Here is a 17,999-nt window from a genome sequence, read left to right on the forward strand (position 1 = left end):
TCCGGCGTCAGCCGATCCCGCCGCCGGTCCCCGCTGCCTGAGCCCGACTTGGAGAAGGAATGATCATTGAGGAGTGCCGCGCCTGCGGCAACAGCGAACTGCTTCCGGTGCTGGACCTGGGCCCGCAGGCGCTGACCGGGGTCTTCCCGCGGAGCCGGGACGAGGACGTGCCCCAGGTCCCCCTCGACCTGGTGCGGTGCTCACCCGGCGGCTGCGGCCTGGTGCAACTGCGCCACACGGCCGACCTGTCGCTCATGTACGGCGAGGGGTACGGATACCGCTCCGGGATCCGCGAGTTCATGCGCAACCACCTGCACGGCAAGGTCGCCGACCTCACCGCCCTGATGCAGCCGGGCCCCGGGGATCTGATCGTCGACATCGGGAGCAACGACGCCACGCTGCTGCGCGGCTACGCGGAGGGCCCCACCCTCGTCGGCGTCGACCCGACCGGCGAGAAGTTCCGCTCGCACTACCCGCCGGGCGCCGAGCTGCTGCCCGACTTCTTCTCGCGCAAGCTCGTCGAGGAACGGTTCGGCTCCCGCCGCGCCAAGATCGTCACCTCCGTGGCGATGTTCTACGACCTGCCGCGCCCCCTGGAGTTCATGCAGGACGTGCACGACATCCTGGACGAGGACGGCGTCTGGCTGATGGAGCAGAGCTACCTCCCGGCCATGCTCCAGGCGGCGGCGTACGACGTGATCTGCCACGAACACCTGGAGTACTACGCCCTCCAGCAGATCGAGTGGATGGCGGAGCGCGTCGGACTGCGGGCCATCAAGGCCGAACTCACCGACGTGTACGGCGGCAGCCTCTGCGTAGTGCTGGCCAAACGGTCCAGCCGGCACCGGGTGGACGAGGCCGGCCTCGCCCGCATCAGGGCCCACGAGGCAGCCCTCGGACTGGGCACCGCGGCCCCCTTCGAAGCCTTCGCCACGCGCTCGCTCACCTCGCGTGACCAGCTGCGGGACTTCCTGGACCGCTCCCGCCGCGATGGCCTCACCACCCTGGGCTACGGGGCCTCCACCAAGGGCAACGTCATCCTCCAGTTCTGCGGGCTCACCGAGGCGGACCTGCCGTGCATCGGCGAGGTCAGCCCGGAGAAGTGGGGCGGCTTCACACCCGGCACCGCGATTCCGATCGTCTCCGAGGAGGAGGCCAAGGCGCACCGGCCCGATCAACTGCTGGTGCTGCCCTGGATCTACCGCGAGGGATTCATCGAGCGGGAACAGGAGTTCACCGAGAACGGCGGCAAGCTGGTCTTCCCGCTGCCGGACCTGACCATCGTATGAGCCACGTTCACAAGGAAGTGCGATGATCGTTCTTGGATACAACGGCTTCTCGCGGGTGGCGGAACTCTTCGGCCGGCTGTACGGCCACACCCCCGAGAGCGTCGACCGGCACAACCTCATCGGCCATGACGCCGCGGCCTGCCTCTTCGTCGACGGCCGACTGGTGGCCGCCGTGGAGGAGGAGCGCCTCAACCGGCAGAAGAAGACCAGCGCCTTCCCGGCGCTGGCCATCCGCTGGTGCCTCGACCAGGCCGGTCTCGACATCGACGACGTGGACCGGTTCGCCTTCGGCTGGAACCACGACGAGGAGTACGCGGACGCCGTGGTGACCGGCGTCGCCGGCTCCCCGGAACCGGCCGAGGCCCGGCTCCGGACCCTCACCACCTTCGGCGAGCTCTACCTGGGGGCGATCGGCCGCAGCGCGCTGGTGGAGGACTTCACCCGGTCCACCGGCTACGCCCTGCCGGACGCCAAACTCGTCACCGTGCCGCACCACCACGCCCACCTGGCGTGCGGCCGGCTGTTCTCGGGGGCCGCGGACGCCGCGTTCCTCGTGAACGACGGAACGGCCGAACGGAACAGCGCCATCATGGGCGAGGTCCGGAACGGCAAGGTCGAGGTCTTCGACCGGTTCACCATCGACGCCGGCCATTCGATCGCCCAGCTCTTCGGCGCGATCACCCGCTACCTGGGATTCGTCCCCAACAACGACGAGTACAAGGTGATGGGGCTGGCCGGATTCGGCGAGGCCCCCGCGAAGAACCCCCTGCTCGGTGAGGTCGTCACCCTGGAGGAGGGCGGCCGCTACAGCCTGCGTCTGGCCCACGACCGGCGTGGACCGCGCGCCTACGACGGCCTGCTCGACGAGCTGTTCGGGGGCGACGACGCCACCCGCCACACCTTCGACTACCGGGTGCGCCTGGCCTGCGCGGCCCAGCAGATGGTCGAGACGGTCACCGCCCACCAGTTGCGGGCGCTCGCCGGGGCGACCGACCTGCGGGACCTGATCTTCGAGGGAGGCCTGGCGCTCAACTGCGTCAACAACACCAAGCTGCTGGAGGAGACGCCGTTCGAGCGGATGGAGGTGAGCTTCGGAGCGAGTGACCCCGGCGTCTCGATCGGCGCCGCCGCACACGTCGCGTTCGAGCAGCCCGAACCCGTCACCGCCGCGCTGGCGCCCTACACCGGCCCCGCGTACGACGCCGACGAGATCAGGAAGGTCCTCCAGCGGCACGAACCGGCACTCGTCTGGGAGGAGATACCGACCGCCGAGGTGGCCCGCAGGACCACGGACCTGCTGTCCGCCAAGAAGGTCGTCGGCTGGTTCCAGGGCCGCACGGAGTTCGGGCCCAGGGCGCTCGGCAACCGCAGCATCCTCGCCGACCCCAGCCACGCCGACATGAAGGACGTCATCAACAACCGGGTCAAGCACCGGGAGCCGTTCCGGCCCTTCGCGCCGATCGTGCTGGAACGGGACGCCGCGAAGGTCTTCGAACTGGGCAAGAAGGACCGGTCCCCGTACATGACCTTCGTCTTCCCGGTCCGTCCGGAATACACCGAGAAGATCGCGGCGGCCACCCACGTGGACGCCACCTCCCGCATCCAGACCGTCACGGAGGAGGGCAATCCGCTCCTGGCGGAGCTGCTGTCGGAGTTCACCGCGCGGACCGGGGTGCCGTGTCTGGTGAACACGTCCTTCAACGTGGCGGGTGAGCCGATCGTCTGCTCACCCGAGGACGCCGTCGCGTGCTTCCTCGGCACGGACATCGATCATCTGGTCATCGGGGACTTCGTGGTCTCCAAGAACTGACACCGACCCGCACCATCCGAAAAGCGGCCCGCCGGGAACCCCGGCGGGCCGCTCTTCGTGTTTCCCGCCGGGGTACTTTCGCCGCCCGAGCACCGAATCCACGGGAAGGAACGACGCGATGACCTTGCGTTCCGATGTGTCCGAGCTGCTCGCGGGGGCCGCCATCCTCGACGTGGACGTCGACGACGCCGTAGCGGACGAGCATGTGCGCTCGTCCGCGTACCGACGCATCGCCCTGGTGACCGCCTCCTCACGGAGCCGCGACCGGGACCGCGCGATCGTGGCCACGATCCTGCGCGACCCCGACGAGATGGTGTCCAAGACGGCGGTGGTCGCCCTCGTGGACGGCATCGCGAGGAAGGCGACCGGTCCTGCCGAGTTCCGGCAGTGGTCGGCCGGACTGCTGTCGGAGACCGACCGGCTCAGGGCGGAGGGGTACCGCGCGTTCATCCGCCGCCGCGTCCACGACTGGCTGTTCCACCTGTCCATCGAGGACGGCCACGTGCCGACCCCCGCCGAGCTGGCGGAGGTCACGGACTGGATGCAGCGCCTCCTCGCCCACGAGTCGACCTCGCCGGAGGTACTCGCCCTGCTCGCCGGGTCGGGCAGCAGAAAGAAGATCCGGAACGTCGCGAAGGACCGAGCCCGAAACCGCAGGCTGCGAACGCGATGAACTCAACGGGTCCACCGGCGAGCGGAGCGTCGGCGACCGGTCGTGTCCCGGAGACGCCGCCGCACCCCACCCCGACCCCCTGAGCGGCAGGCCGGACGGGGAGCGGCGGCACTCGGATGTCAGATGTCCCTGAAGATCTCGATCTGCGCGCCCACCGAGTTGAGCCGCTCGGCCAGCTCCTCGTAACCGCGGTTGATCACATAGACGTTGCGGAGTACGGAGGTGCCTTCCGCCGCCATCATCGCCAGCAGCACCACCACGGCGGGCCGCAGTGCTGGCGGGCACATCATCTCGGCGGCGCGCCAGCGGGTCGGGCCCTCGACCAGGACCCGGTGGGGGTCGAGGAGTTGGAGGCGGCCGCCGAGGCGGTTGAGATCGGTGAGGTAGATCGCACGGTTGTCGTAGACCCAGTCGTGGATCAGGGTCTGGCCGTGCGCGGCGGCGGCGATCGCCGCGAAGAACGGGACGTTGTCGATGTTGAGGCCGGGGAACGGCATCGGGTGGATCTTGTCGATCGGGGCTTCCAGCTTGGAGGGCCGCACGGTCAGGTCCACCAGGCGGGTACGCGCGTTGTCGGCGGCGTACTCCGGGGTGCGGTCGCAGTCGACGCCCATCTCCTCCAGGACCGCGAGCTCGATCTCCAGGAACTCGATCGGCACCCGGCGGATGGTGAGTTCGGACTCGGTCACCACCGCGGCGGCCAGCAGGCTCATCGCCTCGACCGGGTCCTCGGAGGGGGAGTAGTCCACGTCCACGTCGATCTGCGGGACCCCGTGCACGGTGAGCGTCGTCGTGCCGACCCCGTCGACCCGTACGCCCAGCGCCTCCAGGAAGAAGCACAGGTCCTGGACCATGTAGTTGGACGAGGCGTTGCGGATGACCGTCGTGCCGTCGTGGCGGGCGGCGGCCAGCAGGGCGTTCTCGGTCACGGTGTCGCCGCGCTCGGTCAGCACGATGGGCCGGCCCGGGGAGACGGAGCGGTCCACCTGCGCGTGGTACAGACCCTCCGTGGCGGCGATCTCCAGGCCGAACCGGCGCAGCGCGATCATGTGCGGCTCGATGGTCCGGGTGCCGAGGTCGCAGCCGCCCGCGTACGGCAGGGTGAACTGTTCCATCCGGTGCAGCAGCGGGCCCAGGAACATGATGATCGAGCGGGTGCGGCGCGCGGCGTCGGCGTCGATCGCCTCCAGGTCCAGCTGCGCGGGCGGCACGATCTCCAGGTCCACGCCGTCGTTGACCCAGCGGGTGCGTACTCCGATGGAGTTCAGCACCTCCAGGAGCCGGAACACCTCCTCGATCCTGGCCACCCGGCGCAGGACCGTGCGCCCCTTGTTGAGGAGCGAGGCGCACAGCAGCGCGACGCAGGCGTTCTTGCTGGTCTTGACGTCGATGGCGCCGGAGAGCCGGCGGCCGCCGACGACCCGCAGATGCATGGGCCCGGCGTAACCGAGCGACACGATCTCGCTGTCGAGGGCTTCACCGATGCGGGCGATCATCTCAAGGCTGATGTTCTGGTTGCCGCGCTCGATGCGGTTGACGGCGCTCTGGCTCGTGGCGAGCGCCTCGGCCAGCTGCGTCTGTGTCCAGCCCCGGTGCTGACGGGCGTCACGGATGAGCTTGCCGATGCGTACGAGGTAGTCGTCTGACATGACGGCAGGTTATCTCAGATATGAGATGAGGATGATGTGAGGGTGTGCCGTTCGAGTGACGGGTGTGTACCGGCCCCGCATGCGCCGGGTCTCCCCATCGTCGCCCGCGCGGGACCGAAGGGCGCGCTCCGCGCGTCCGTACGGGGCACGGAGGCGCGGAGGCGCGGAGGCACGGTGGTGCGGAGTTTCACCCCGCCTTACGCCGACGGGGCGCCGGCCGTCGGGGCGTCGAGAACGGCGGCCACGGCTTCGATCTCGACGAGCTGGTCCGCGTAGCCGAGCACGGTGACGCCCATCAGGGTGCTCGGCACGTCGTGCTCGCCGAACGAGTCCCGGACCACCCCCCAGGCGGCCACGAGATCCTCCTGCCGGGCCGACGCCACGAGGACTCGTGTGCTGATGACGTCCTCGATCGAAGCGCCCGCGTCGGCCAGCGCGGTCCGGAGGTTCTCCACGGCCTTCGCCGCCTGGCCCGCGAAGTCCCCCACGGCCACGGTGTTGCCGTGCTCGTCGAGCGGACACGAACCGGCGAGGAAGATCAGCCGGGACTCCGCTGGTGCGGTGGCCGCATAGGCGTATTCGGCCACGTCGGAGAGGGAGCGGGAACGGATCAGCGAAACGGCGCTGGTGCGGGTCACGGTGGGTGTGTCTCCTGGTGCTGGGGTGCGTGCCGGCGGGCCGGCGGGCCGGATGGCGGGTTCGGGTGGCCGGGGTTGGATGGCAGGTTCCGGCGACCGGGCCGTGTGTACTGCGCCGGGTCGGCCGACCCCGGAATGCGCCATCCTTTCAGCGCACTTCACGTTCCGCTTCCCTATTTTCCCGACCGGTCCCCTACCCGGCCATCGCCCGCTCCGCGCCGACGAAAATCGGAGGACCGCCGAACAGGTGCGCCACTAGGGTGGCCCGATGGCTTCGATCAGGCAGGTTCAGATCACCTTCGACTGCGCGTCGCCCACACGCGTCGCGTATTTCTGGTGCGAGGTGTTGGGGTACGTCGTACCGCCGCCGCCCGAGGGGTTCGCCACGTGGGGCGATTACGACCTCTCGTTGCCGCCCGAGAAGCGGGACGCGGGGTTCGTCTGCCAGGACCCCTCGGGTGTGGGCCCGCGCATGTACTTCCAGCGCGTTCCCGAGGGCAAGGTCGTCAAGAACCGGGTGCATCTGTGCGTGCGGGTCGGCACCGGACTCGTGGGGGAGGAGCGCCTCGCCGCGCTGGAGGCCGAATGCGCGCGGCTGATCCCGCTCGGCGCGGTGCGGCAGCGCCTGCTGCTCGCCGATGAGGAGAACGAGTCCTGCCTCGTGATGCAGGACATCGAGGGCAACGAGTTCTGCCTCGACTGACACCCTCGGGCCCCCTCGGGCCCTGTCCCCGCGAGGCAGGGCCTGCGGGCCGGCCGTTCCGAAAAGCCCGTTCTGCGTGCGGGCGCGGTGTGAGCGGTGCTCAGCGGCCCGCCGTGAGCTGCCGTGCGAAGCGGCGTACGGCATCGGTGAAGGCGTCCGGCGCGTCGAAGTTCGCGAGATGTCCTGCCCTCGGGATCAGTTCGACACGAGCATGCGGGTGCGCGCGGGCGAAGTCCGCCTCGCCGGACCGGAAGAGGCTGTCCTTCTCGCCGTTGAGGATCAGTGCCGGAGCCGCCACGTGGCGCATCGCGCCCGCGTCGAAGCGTCCCAGTACCTCGCCCCAGGCGGCCGGCAGGGTGTGGAAGGCGTAGCCGGAGCGGATGGTCGCCTCCACCACGTCCGGCGGATAGTGCCGCAGCAGCAACCGGTCGTTCCACCGGGTCAGCCGCTCCGCCGGTATGCGGGGCACCAGCCCGGCGACCCACCGGTACGGCATCGTCCACGCGCCGCGGGTGGCGGCGCTGGCGCCGGCGAGGACCAGTCCGCGGAGCTGCTCGGGTCGGCGCCGCGCGAAATCCAGCGCGACGTATCCGCCGAGTGAGTGCCCGACGACCAGGGCCGGGCCGCGGCCGAGCGAGTCCACCGCCGAGGCGATGATCTCGGTTGCGGAGCTCAGGCTCCAGGGCTGGTCAGAGCGCTCCCCGTGGCCCGGAAGGTCGACGGCGGCCACCGGGAATTCGTTCCGGAGCGCGGCGAGCTGGGTGCTCCACTGTCCCGCGCTGAAGCGTGTCCCGTGCACGAAGACCATGGGCAGCGCATCCGCGGCCATGGGTGACGCATCTGCTGTCGTCATCGCCCCCCCGGTGATGTCGTCCTCACTCGGACTCTACCCGCGCGGTCCCCCGTCGGATCGAGGCGGTCCGGCGCGTCCGGTGGTGTGGTGGGGCACCTGGGCATGACCGAGCGGCGGCTATGTACTAGAGTTATCTCGACATCGAGATATCTGCCGAGGCGCACCGCAGCCGCCGCCCGGTAAGGGTTACCTAACTAATCCTTACCTTAGCGGATGGTCGGGGCCGTAGACGGCAAAACGCGGCGCCGACTGCCAAGGAGGCGCGGCGCGGAGATACGCGCACATTGAAGAAGGAGACTGTCGTGTCGGCGAACAGCTTCGACGCCCGCAGCACGCTGCGCGTGGGCGACGAGTCGTACGAGATCTTCAAGCTGGACAAGGTAGAGGGCTCCGCGCGCCTCCCGTACAGCCTGAAGGTCCTGCTGGAGAACCTGCTCCGTACCGAGGACGGCGCGAACATCACCGCCGACCACATCCGGGCCATCGGCGGCTGGGACTCCCAGGCGCAGCCCAGCCAGGAGATCCAGTTCACGCCGGCCCGCGTGATCATGCAGGACTTCACCGGCGTGCCGTGTGTCGTGGACCTCGCCACCATGCGTGAGGCCGTCAAGGAGCTCGGCGGGGACCCGGCGAAGATCAACCCGCTGGCCCCGGCCGAGCTGGTCATCGACCACTCCGTCATCGCCGACAAGTTCGGCACCAAGGAAGCCTTCGGCCAGAACGTCGAGCTGGAGTACGGCCGCAACAAGGAGCGCTACCAGTTCCTGCGCTGGGGCCAGACCGCCTTCGACGAGTTCAAGGTCGTCCCCCCGGGCACCGGCATCGTCCACCAGGTGAACATCGAGCACCTGGCGCGTACGGTCATGGTCCGCAACGGCCAGGCGTACCCCGACACCCTCGTCGGCACCGACTCGCACACCACCATGGTCAACGGCCTCGGCGTGCTGGGCTGGGGCGTCGGCGGCATCGAGGCCGAGGCCGCGATGCTCGGCCAGCCGGTCTCCATGCTCATCCCGCGCGTCGTCGGCTTCAAGCTGACCGGCGAGCTCCCGGCCGGCACCACCGCCACCGACCTCGTGCTGACCATCACCGAGATGCTCCGCAAGCACGGCGTCGTCGGCAAGTTCGTCGAGTTCTACGGTGAGGGCGTCGCCGCCACCTCGCTCGCCAACCGCGCCACCATCGGCAACATGTCGCCCGAGTTCGGCTCCACCGCCGCGATCTTCCCGATCGACGACGAGACGCTGAACTACCTGCGTCTGACCGGCCGCGACGCCCAGCAGGTCGCCCTCGTCGAGGCGTACGCCAAGGAGCAGGGCCTCTGGCTGGACCCGGCCGCCGAGCCGGACTTCTCCGAGAAGCTGGAGCTCGACCTCTCCACGGTCGTCCCCTCCATCGCCGGCCCGAAGCGCCCGCAGGACCGCATCGTCCTCGCGAACGCCAAGGAGCAGTTCGCCCGCGACGTCCGCAACTACGTCTCCGACGACGAGGAGGCGGGCAAGGAGTCCTTCCCGGCCTCCGACTCCCCGGCGTCCTCCAACGGCGTCCCGTCGAAGCCGACCACGGTCACGGCCCCCGACGGTTCGACGTACGAGATCGACCACGGCGCCGTCACCGTCGCCGCGATCACCTCCTGCACCAACACCTCGAACCCCTACGTCATGGTCGCCGCCGCGCTCGTGGCGAAGAAGGCGGTCGAGAAGGGCCTGACCCGCAAGCCGTGGGTCAAGACCACCCTCGCCCCGGGCTCGAAGGTCGTCACCGACTACTTCGACAAGGCGGGTCTGACCCCGTACCTCGACAAGGTCGGCTTCAACCTCGTCGGCTACGGCTGCACCACCTGCATCGGCAACTCCGGCCCGCTGCCGGAGGAGGTCTCCAAGGCGGTCAACGAGAACGACCTCGCGGTCACCTCGGTGCTCTCCGGCAACCGTAACTTCGAGGGCCGGATCAACCCCGACGTCAAGATGAACTACCTGGCGTCCCCGCCGCTGGTCGTCGCGTACGCCATCGCCGGTTCGATGAAGGTCGACATCACCAAGGACGCCCTCGGCGTCGATCAGGACGGCAAGCCGGTCTACCTGACCGACATCTGGCCCTCCGAGGCCGAGGTCAACGACGTCGTGGCGAACGCCATCGGCGAGGACATGTTCAACAAGTCCTACCAGGACGTCTTCGCGGGCGACGCCCAGTGGCAGGCGCTGCCGATCCCGACCGGCAACACCTTCGAGTGGGACTCCGAGTCCACCTACGTGCGCAAGCCCCCGTACTTCGAGGGCATGACCATGGAGACGACCCCGGTCGAGGACATCACCGGCGCCCGGGTGCTCGCCAAGCTCGGCGACTCGGTCACCACCGACCACATCTCCCCGGCCGGCGCCATCAAGGCCGACACCCCGGCCGGCAAGTACCTCACGGAGCACGGCATCGAGCGCCGTGACTTCAACTCCTACGGCTCGCGCCGCGGTAACCACGAGGTCATGATCCGCGGCACGTTCGCCAACATCCGCCTGCGCAACCAGATCGCGCCGGGCACCGAGGGCGGCTACACCCGCGACTTCACGCAGGGCGACGGCCCGGTGTCGTTCATCTACGACGCCTCGCAGAACTACCAGGCCGCCGGCACCCCCCTCGCGATCCTCGCGGGCAAGGAGTACGGCTCCGGCTCGTCCCGCGACTGGGCCGCCAAGGGCACCGCGCTCCTCGGCGTCAAGGCCGTCATCGCCGAGTCCTACGAGCGCATCCACCGCTCGAACCTCATCGGCATGGGCGTCCTCCCGCTCCAGTTCCCCGAGGGCCAGACCGCCGAGACCCTCGGCCTCACCGGCGAGGAGACCTTCTCCTTCACCGGCGTCACCGAGCTGAACAACGGCACCACCCCGCGCACGGTCAAGGTCACCACCGACACCGGTGTGGAGTTCGACGGCGTCGTGCGCATCGACACCCCCGGCGAGGCGGACTACTACCGCAACGGCGGCATCCTGCAGTACGTGCTCCGCAGCCTGATCCGCAAGTAGGCGGACCGGACCGAGCGGTGAGGGCCGCATCCCGGGTTCCCCCGGGGTGCGGCCCTTCCGCGTACCGCCGACTGACGGGCCGTCACAGCGCATGCCGGTCGACTTCGGCGATCCGGCACTCCGTGCCCGCGGCCACCTCGCCGGACCCCTGGGCCCTCACCTCGACCGACGCGCCGGGGGCGACCTCCTCGGTGGTCGCGACGCCGTCGGACACCACCGTGCCGTCCGCGTCCACGAACGTGATGGACACGATGTACGCCGCCGGACTCCCGGACCTGTTCACGATCCTCAGGTCCGCGTGCGGCCAGCCGATCAGGGAGTCGCGCGTGCACTTCGTGACCGTGACGTCCTTCTCGGCGGGCGGCCCGGCCGCGTCGGGCTCCACCGGCTCCTCGTAGGACGGCTCCTCGGCGTACGGCTCCTCGTCGTACGGTTCGGAGTAGGGCGCGTCCGACCGCTCGGGCGGCAGCGCGATGGAGTCCGAGACCGAGTCCATCAACGCGTAGACGAGCGCCACCATCGCCCCCGCCACGACCAGCCCGCCGCCCACGGCGAGCGTCACGATCAGCCCCGTACGCTGCTTTCCCGGCGGTGCGGCGGGGGCCGCCCACGGCGAAGGCGGCGACGCACCCACCGGAGCCGGGTGCTCCGGCTGCGGCTGTTCGGGCGGCGGAGGCGGGAAGTAGTCGGACATGCGGTCCCCCCACGGGAAAAGGATCAAGTGAGGGACTTACGGTACGGGGCCCCACCCGCACCACCCGCGCCACCTGTACAGAAAGCGAACGGACCCATGGGCGAGCTGATCCTCATCCGGCACGGCGAGACCGAGTGGTCGCGTTCCGGACAGCACACCAGCTACACCGACCTCCCCCTCACCGACGTCGGGGAGCGCCAGGCCCGCGCGCTCGTCCCGCTGCTGGCCGACCGGAACATCGGGCTCACCCTCGTCAGCCCGATGATCCGGGCCCGCCGCACCGCCGAACTGGCCGGACTCCCCGATCCCCGGGTCACCCCCGAGCTGCGGGAGTGGGACTACGGCGGCTACGAGGGCATCACCACCCCGGCGATCCGCCGCACCCGGCCCTTCTGGAACCTGTGGACCGACGGCGTCGACCCCGGCTCGGAGGAGCACCCCGGCGAGAGCCCCGAACAGATCGGGCAGCGGGCCGACCAGGTCCTCGCGGGCGTCCGGTCCGCCGCCGACGGAATCGGGAGCGCGGACATCGCGCTCGTCGCGCACTCGCACTTCCTGCGCGTCCTCACCGCCCGCTACCTCGGCCTGACCCCGGCCGAGGGACGGCTCTTCCAGCTCGCCACCGGCGCCCTGTCCCGGCTCGGCACCGAACACGGCCGGCCGGTCGTCGCCGCGCTCAACGTGGCCTTGCCGGAAAGCCTCCAGCCGCACTGAATTCCGTCCTGCCCGAGCGCCTCCAGCAGGCGTGAACGCCGACGGCCGGCACCCCGCCCTTCGGGGTACCGGCCGCCGGCGCTCACCGCGTCACGATCAGGAGAGCAGCTCCACCTCCGCGAGCGTCGCCGAACCCGTCAGCACCAGCCGGTACTTCTCGTACGAGCCGGGCCTGTCCACCGAGAACACCCGGGTCTGCTTGTCCCAGGCGAACGACTGGCCGGAGCGGCGGTCGATGTCCGTCCACTTCTCGCCGTCGGCCGAGCCCTGGAGCATCCAGCCCTTCGGGGCCTTGTCGGCAGCCGCCGACGTCAGCGTGTACTGGATCCCCTTCGTCGCCGAGGGCACCGGCAGCTCCACCGAACCGACCGTCGCCGAGGTGGCCGAGGTGTCGTCGAACAGCGCGCCGTCGCCCTTGAGCGCGTCGCCCTTGGGCGTCGGGACCTTGTCGTCCTTCTGCACGGAGACCGGGGCCGCGTCCTTGCCCGTGCCCCACGCCGACGGCTTCGGTCCCATGTCGAACTCCAGCGTGCCGCCCTTGGCCAGCACGTCGTGGGGGAGCGCCGTGGAGGTCCACTTCTTGCCGTTGACCTTCACGCCCTGTACGTAGATGTTCCTGTCGCTGTTCTTCGGGGCCTTCACGACCAGCTTGCGGCCGTTGTCCATGCGGACGGTCACCTTCTTGAAGAGCGGCGAGCCGATCGCGTACTCCCCGCTGCCCATGACCAGCGGGTAGAAGCCGAGCGAGGAGAAGAGGAACCAGGCCGACTGCTCGCCGTTGTCCTCGTCGCCGTGGATGCCCTGCCCGATCTCGCTGCCGACGTACAGCCGGCCCAGCACCTCACGGACCTTCTCCTGCGTCTTGTACGGCTGCGAGGCCGCGTTGTACATGTACGTGGCGTGGTGGGCGACCTGGTTGCTGTGCCCGTACTGGCCCATCCGTACGTCACGCGCCTCGGTCATCTCGTGGATGACGCCGCCGTAGCTGCCGACGAACTCCGGGCCCGCCGTCTCCGGCGTCGAGAAGTACGTGTCCAGCTTCTTGCCGAGCCCGTCGCGGCCGCCGTACAGGTTGGCCAGGCCCCGGCTGTCCTGCGGGGCGGTGAAGGCGTAGCCCCAGCCGTTGGTCTCGGTGTAGTCGTAGCCCCAGACGCGGGGGTCGTACTCGCCGGAGGGCAGACGCCAGTCGCCGTTCGGCTTCTTGCCCTGGAAGAACCCGGCCTTGTCGTCGAAGAGCTTGACGTACTTCTGCGCCCGGTTCATGAAGTACGCGGACTCTTCCTTGTACCGCGCCTTCTTCGTCTTCTTGTACAGCTCCTCGCCCATCCGGGCGATGCCGTAGTCGTTGACGTAACCCTCCAGCGACCAGGACAGGCCCTCGTGGGTCTCGGTGTCCGCGTAGCCGGTGAAGACCGAGGTCTCCAGGCCCTTGCGGCCGACGCCCGAGGACGGCGGGGCCACGGTGGCGTTCTTGAGCGCCGCGTCGTACGCCGCCTCGGCGTCGAACTTCACGCCCTTGACGTACGCGTCGGCGAACGCCACGTCCGAGCTGGTGCCGGTCATCAGGTCCGCGTAGCCGGGGGAGGACCAGCGCGAGGTCCAGCCGCCGTCCTTGTAGTGCTGGACGAAACCGTCCACCAGCTCGCCGGCCTTCTTCGGGGAGAAGAAGGAGTAGGCGGGCCACGTCGTGCGGTAGGTGTCCCAGAAACCGTTGTTGACGTACACCTCGCCGTCGACGATCTTCGCGCCGGTCTGCGTCGGGGTGTTCTCACCGGTCGCCTTCGAGAAGGGGCTGGCGTACCTGTTCTTGCCCTTCACCTTCTCGTGGCCGGAGTTCGGGTAGAGGTAGAGCCGGTACAGGCTGGAGTAGAGCGTCGTCAGCTGGTCGGCGTTCGCGCCCTCGACCTCGACCGTCCCCAGGATGTCGTCCCAGGCGCTCTGCGCCTTGCGCTGCACCCGGTCGAAGGAGGTGGACTCCGGGATCTCCATGGCCAGGTTCTGCTTCGCCTGGTCGACGCCGATCAGCGAGGTGGCCAGCCGCAGGTTGACCGTGCGGTCCTTGCCCGCGTCGAAGCGGAAGAACCCGGTGACGTCGTCGCCACCGCCGCCCTTCAGCTTGCCGCTGTCGGTGACCGGCGCGTCGAAGACGCCGTACACGAACATCCGGGTCGCCCCGGTGGACAGGCCGCTCTTGACGTCCGAGTAGCCGGAGAAGGATCCGGTCTTCGGGTCGAGGGTGATACCGCCGTCGTTCGAGACGTTGTCGAAGACCAGGCTCGCGTCCTTGCCGGGGTACGTGAACCGCATCCGGGCCGCGTGGTCGGTCGGCGTCATCTCGGCCTTGAGGCCGTTCTCGAACGTGACGCCGTAGTAGTGCGGCTTCGCCGTCTCGTTCTCGTGCCGGAACGGCAGCGCGCGGGCGGTGCGGGACGCGTCCGGGGTGCCGCTCGCGGCCGACGGCATCAGCTGGAAGGTCTGCCGGTCGCCCATCCAGGGGCTCGGCTCATGGCTGGCGGCGAAGGCCTGGAGCGTGGGGAGGTTGTCCGCGTTGTTGCCCCGGTGGTAGTCGTACAGCCAGCTGGTGGTGCCGGCGTTGGTGACCGGCGTCCAGAAGTTGAAGCCGTGCGGGACGGCCGTGGCCGGAATGTTGTTGCCGCGCGAGAAGCCGCCGCTGGAGTTGGTGCCGCGGGTCGTCAGCGCGTAGTCCGACAGATGCGCCTTGCGCTTCTCCGGCTTCTTCGGGGCGATCGTGATGTCGTCGATCCAGCCCTGGAACTTCGCCTTCCCCTTGGGGGAGTCGTACGCCACCAGGATCCGGTCGACCGTCTTGCCCGCGGCGACCGTGCCGAGGCGGGCGGCGACCTTGTTCCACTGGTTGACGTAGAGGCGCTTGGCGTCCGCCTGGCCCTGCGGCGTCAGGAGCCCGCCGTGGCTGTCGGTCGCCTTCAGGTCGCTCAGGTACGTGCCGTCGGTGAAGGCGAGGTCCACCGCGACGTGCGTGGCCGGGTAGTTCAGGTCCGTCTCGCCCATCTGCGGGTAGACGAGATAGGACAGCTCGGTGTCCTTGGTGACGGCCGTGTTCACGTCGAAGATCTTGTTGTACGAGTAGGCACGTCCGTCGGGCGTGTGGGTGCCCGCGTAACGCAGTGCCTTCTTTCCGGTGAATCCGGCCCCGGACTTCGCGGTGGGGGAGCCGGAGGGACCGCGGTCGGGCTGGCTGCGCATCTCGTCGGGCACCGGCGCGGAGGTGTCACCGTTCGAGAACTGAACGTCGGCGAGCTGCAGCGCGTCCGACGCGCCGTTGTTCTTCGTGATCTCCAGCCGGAAGTGCCGGTAAGCGGTGTCGCCCGAGAAGTCGTACGTCCTCGTCTCGTGGCGCTTGGCGAAGGTCTCGCCGGTGCGGGTGTCGAGGTCGGTCCACTCCTTGCCGTCCGCCGAGCCCTGGAGCGTCCAGTCCTTCGGGTCGCGCTCGGCGTGGTCGTTGGCCGAAGTGAGGGCGTACGTCACGACCTTGACCGGTTCGTCCAGATCGAACTCGACCCAGCCGGTGGGCTTGAACGTCAGCCACTTGGAGCCCGGCTCGACGTCGACGAGGTTCTCCTTGACCTCCCCGCCGGCGGTGTTCTCGGCGCTCGCGCGCAGCTCCGTCACCCGGTCGGTGACATTGCCCGGTATGCCGGAGGAGAAGCCCCCGTCGACGCCGGAGGACCGCTTCTTGCCGTCGGGCCCCTCCTCGACGGTGCTGCGCCAGTCCGGCTGCCTCTCGTCCGCCTCGAACGAGGTGCTGAACGTCCGGTCGCCGGACGGCTTCCTGTCCGGCGAGGAGGGCTGGGCGGTGGCGACCGCGGGGGCGATCACCACCAGGGCGAGGGAAGCCGCCAGGGCGGCTGCTGTGGGGGTCCGTCTCCGGCGGGAGGCCGGGCGGGGGGCCGCTTGAGGGGCCTGGTCGGATCTGTGATTGAGGCCGCGTGGTGGCTGCATGCCGAGCCGTTCCTCCCCGGGAAAATGCATGGACAACGTTGTCATAGCGGGATGCAAGGTCCAGTAGGGATCCAAGTGGCGCGACGTGTCAAGGGTGTTGTCGCGGGGCTCGTCGGCGAATCGGCCGGAATGGGGAAATAGCCGCCGCGGGAAGAGGGCGCGGGGTGCCGAGGTGTCCGTGAGGTCTCAACTCGGGAAAGACTGCCGCCCAAACCTGCATTCGATCTTGCTCAGTTGGCGACAAGTGGACTATACCTGTCGGCACCTGCACGGCCGCTTCACGCGGACGTGCGCGCGGGGGAAACAGGGACGGTTGCGAGGACGCCAGGGGTGTCCTCGCTGTACGGTCTCCCGGCATCCCCACTGCACCGGCCCGTCCGGTACATCTGCATATCCGCATGACCCAAGCGCAACTGACCGCGGTGGCGGGGCCCTTCGCCTGAGGCGAATTTTCGACGGGTGACCGGTACACCGCCTGAGTCCTGGAGAAGGCGAGGACTTGAGCATGGGATCCACCTCCGCCCACAACAATGAGGGCCTTGGCCGTCGCGATCTGATCAAGCGTTCTGCCGCACTCGGCCTGATCGCTGTTCCGACGATGAGCTTCCTGTCCGCCTGCGCGAGCGGCGACAGCGGCAGCGACGACAAGGTCGAAAAGGGCGAAAAGACCGAGAAGAACCCGCTGGCCGTCAACGGCAGCGCACCGCTGGACATCGTCATCTTCGACGGTGGCTTCGGCACCAAGTACGCCGAGGACGCCAAGGCCGTCTACGAGAAGACCTATCCCGACGCGAAGGTCAAGTTCTCCGCGACGCAGAAGATCCAGTCGGTTCTTCAGCCGCGGTTCAACGGTGGTACCCCGCCGGACCTGATCGACAACTCCGGCGCCCAGCAGATGGACATGGGCGTCCTGGTCGGCAAGAAGCAGCTCACCGACCTGACCCCGCTGCTCGACGCCCCCTCCATCGACGACCCCGCCAAGAAGGTCCGCGACACCCTGCGGCCGGGCATCATCGAGATGGGCCAGTTCGACGGCGACCCGGTCTGGATCATGTACTACGCGTACACGGTCTACGGCGTCTGGTACTCGCAGACCGCGCTGGAGAAGCTCGACTCCGCGTACCCGGAGACCTGGGACGACATGCTCGCGCTCTGCGCGAAGGCGAAGAAGGAGGGCATCGCCGGCTGGACCTACCCCGGCAAGCACCCCTACTACCTCCCCTTCTCGCTGTACCCCTTCATCGCCAAGATCGGCGGCGTCGAGGTCCTCGACGCGATCGACAACCTGGAGCCGAAGGCCTGGGAGCACCCGGCGGTCAAGGCGGCCTTCGAGGCGTACTACGAGCTCGTCGCCAAGGACTACATCCTCAAGGGCACCCCGGGCCTGGACCACCGCGGTTCCCAGGGAGCGTGGGCCCGCGGCAAGGCGCTGTTCATCCCGAACGGCTCCTGGGTCGAGAACGAGGAAGCGGCGATCATCCCCAAGGACTTCAAGCTGTCCGTGGGCGCTCCCTCCAGCCTCGACTCCTCGGACAAGCTGCCCTTCGGCACGCTCTGGGCGTCCGGCGGCGAGCCGTTCATCGTCCCGAGCAAGGCGAAGAACCCCGAGGGCGGCATGGAGCAGCTGCGCATCATGCTCAGCGAGGCCTCCTCCAAGTCCTTCACCACCAGCACCAAGTCGCTCTCCGCCTTCAACGGCGGCACGGACGGCATCGAGCTGTCCGACGGCCTGAAGTCCGGTGTCGCCGCGCTGGAGAAGGCCGGCACCAACGTGGTCAACCCGCGCCTGCAGGACTGGTACGTGAAGCTCCAGAAGGAGCAGATCGGTGTCGCCGCGCTCGGCGAGATGATGGCCGGCCGCGCCAAGCCGGCCGAGACCATCAAGAAGATCCAGGCCTTCGCCGACGCGACCGCCAAGGACCAGTCCATCAAGCACTTCAAGCACCAGTGACCACGCGTCACCAGCGGCGGGCAGCAC

At 69.1% G+C, this 17,999-nt stretch carries 12 protein-coding genes; 7 read left to right on the forward strand and 5 right to left on the reverse strand.

Annotation, left to right across the window (positions count from 1 at the left end):
- Positions 1–59 precede the first annotated feature (59 nt).
- From IE272_RS14955 to IE272_RS14965, 3 genes are all read left to right on the forward strand, one after another.
- Positions 60–1,289: a class I SAM-dependent methyltransferase gene (locus IE272_RS14955; RefSeq protein WP_190007054.1), complete on the forward strand. Its 1,230-nt coding sequence runs from the start codon at positions 60–62 to the stop codon at positions 1,287–1,289.
- Positions 1,290–1,311: 22 nt separating this feature from the next.
- Positions 1,312–3,099, forward strand: a complete 1,788-nt coding sequence (locus IE272_RS14960) for a carbamoyltransferase family protein (protein ID WP_190007055.1) — start codon at positions 1,312–1,314, stop codon at positions 3,097–3,099.
- 118 nt (positions 3,100–3,217) lie between these two features.
- Positions 3,218–3,772 carry a hypothetical protein gene (locus IE272_RS14965; RefSeq protein WP_190007056.1) on the forward strand — a complete coding sequence of 185 codons (555 nt, stop codon included), beginning with the start codon at positions 3,218–3,220 and terminating at the stop codon, positions 3,770–3,772.
- Positions 3,773–3,891: 119 nt separating this feature from the next.
- Here the strand turns inward: IE272_RS14965 and IE272_RS14970 are convergent, their stop codons facing one another.
- Positions 3,892–5,421 (reverse strand): helix-turn-helix domain-containing protein, encoded by a 1,530-nt coding sequence (locus IE272_RS14970; RefSeq protein ID WP_007450457.1) that lies wholly within the window; start codon positions 5,419–5,421, stop codon positions 3,892–3,894.
- 197 nt (positions 5,422–5,618) lie between these two features.
- Positions 5,619–6,059, reverse strand: coding sequence for a RidA family protein (locus IE272_RS14975; RefSeq protein WP_056698464.1), 441 nt, complete (start codon positions 6,057–6,059; stop codon positions 5,619–5,621).
- Positions 6,060–6,327: 268 nt separating this feature from the next.
- Here IE272_RS14975 and IE272_RS14980 point away from each other — a divergent pair, with 268 nt between their 5' ends.
- On the forward strand, positions 6,328–6,762 hold the full coding sequence (locus tag IE272_RS14980) for a VOC family protein (RefSeq protein WP_032791567.1): 435 nt from the start codon (positions 6,328–6,330) through the stop codon (positions 6,760–6,762).
- Positions 6,763–6,862: 100 nt separating this feature from the next.
- Here IE272_RS14980 and IE272_RS14985 read toward each other — a convergent pair whose 3' ends face one another.
- Positions 6,863–7,591 carry an alpha/beta fold hydrolase gene (locus tag IE272_RS14985; protein WP_098891273.1) on the reverse strand — a complete coding sequence of 243 codons (729 nt, stop codon included), beginning with the start codon at positions 7,589–7,591 and terminating at the stop codon, positions 6,863–6,865.
- 326 nt (positions 7,592–7,917) lie between these two features.
- On the opposite strand from IE272_RS14985, the gene acnA reads away from it, so the two are divergent.
- Positions 7,918–10,632, forward strand: a complete 2,715-nt coding sequence (gene acnA, locus IE272_RS14990; RefSeq protein ID WP_050357131.1) for an aconitate hydratase AcnA — start codon at positions 7,918–7,920, stop codon at positions 10,630–10,632.
- An 82-nt stretch (positions 10,633–10,714) separates the two neighbouring features.
- Here acnA and IE272_RS14995 read toward each other — a convergent pair whose 3' ends face one another.
- Positions 10,715–11,326, reverse strand: a complete 612-nt coding sequence (locus IE272_RS14995; protein WP_190007057.1) for an FxLYD domain-containing protein — start codon at positions 11,324–11,326, stop codon at positions 10,715–10,717.
- A gap of 96 nt (positions 11,327–11,422) precedes the next feature.
- Between IE272_RS14995 and IE272_RS15000 the strand changes: the two genes are divergently transcribed.
- On the forward strand, positions 11,423–12,040 hold the full coding sequence (locus IE272_RS15000; RefSeq protein ID WP_050357133.1) for a histidine phosphatase family protein: 618 nt from the start codon (positions 11,423–11,425) through the stop codon (positions 12,038–12,040).
- Between the two features lie 96 nt (positions 12,041–12,136).
- On the opposite strand, the gene IE272_RS15005 is transcribed toward IE272_RS15000, so the two are convergent.
- Positions 12,137–16,021, reverse strand: a complete 3,885-nt coding sequence (locus IE272_RS15005; protein ID WP_190007058.1) for a GH92 family glycosyl hydrolase — start codon at positions 16,019–16,021, stop codon at positions 12,137–12,139.
- A gap of 505 nt (positions 16,022–16,526) precedes the next feature.
- Here IE272_RS15005 and ngcE point away from each other — a divergent pair.
- Complete coding sequence (gene ngcE / locus IE272_RS15010) at positions 16,527–17,972, forward strand: N-acetylglucosamine/diacetylchitobiose ABC transporter substrate-binding protein (RefSeq protein ID WP_050357135.1); 1,446 nt, start codon at positions 16,527–16,529, stop codon at positions 17,970–17,972.
- The last annotated feature ends 27 nt before the right edge of the window (positions 17,973–17,999 follow it).

The sequence above is a fragment of the Streptomyces anulatus genome, from assembly GCF_014650675.1.
GTDB classification, from domain to species: Bacteria; Actinomycetota; Actinomycetes; order Streptomycetales; family Streptomycetaceae; genus Streptomyces; species Streptomyces anulatus.

What these genes read in the sequence shown, in the direction of transcription:
- IE272_RS14955 (WP_190007054.1), top strand. Translation starts at nt 60, where the DNA reads ATGATCATTGAGGAGTGCCGCGCCTGCGGCAACAGCGAACTGCTTCCG.
- IE272_RS14960 (WP_190007055.1), top strand. Translation starts at nt 1,312, where the DNA reads ATGATCGTTCTTGGATACAACGGCTTCTCGCGGGTGGCGGAACTCTTC.
- IE272_RS14965 (WP_190007056.1), top strand. Translation starts at nt 3,218, where the DNA reads ATGACCTTGCGTTCCGATGTGTCCGAGCTGCTCGCGGGGGCCGCCATC.
- IE272_RS14970 (WP_007450457.1), bottom strand. Translation starts at nt 5,421, where the DNA reads ATGTCAGACGACTACCTCGTACGCATCGGCAAGCTCATCCGTGACGCC.
- IE272_RS14980 (WP_032791567.1), top strand. Translation starts at nt 6,328, where the DNA reads ATGGCTTCGATCAGGCAGGTTCAGATCACCTTCGACTGCGCGTCGCCC.
- IE272_RS14985 (WP_098891273.1), bottom strand. Translation starts at nt 7,591, where the DNA reads ATGGCCGCGGATGCGCTGCCCATGGTCTTCGTGCACGGGACACGCTTC.
- IE272_RS14995 (WP_190007057.1), bottom strand. Translation starts at nt 11,326, where the DNA reads ATGTCCGACTACTTCCCGCCTCCGCCGCCCGAACAGCCGCAGCCGGAG.
- IE272_RS15000 (WP_050357133.1), top strand. Translation starts at nt 11,423, where the DNA reads ATGGGCGAGCTGATCCTCATCCGGCACGGCGAGACCGAGTGGTCGCGT.
- IE272_RS15005 (WP_190007058.1), bottom strand. Translation starts at nt 16,021, where the DNA reads ATGCAGCCACCACGCGGCCTCAATCACAGATCCGACCAGGCCCCTCAA.
- ngcE (WP_050357135.1), top strand. Translation starts at nt 16,527, where the DNA reads ATGGGATCCACCTCCGCCCACAACAATGAGGGCCTTGGCCGTCGCGAT.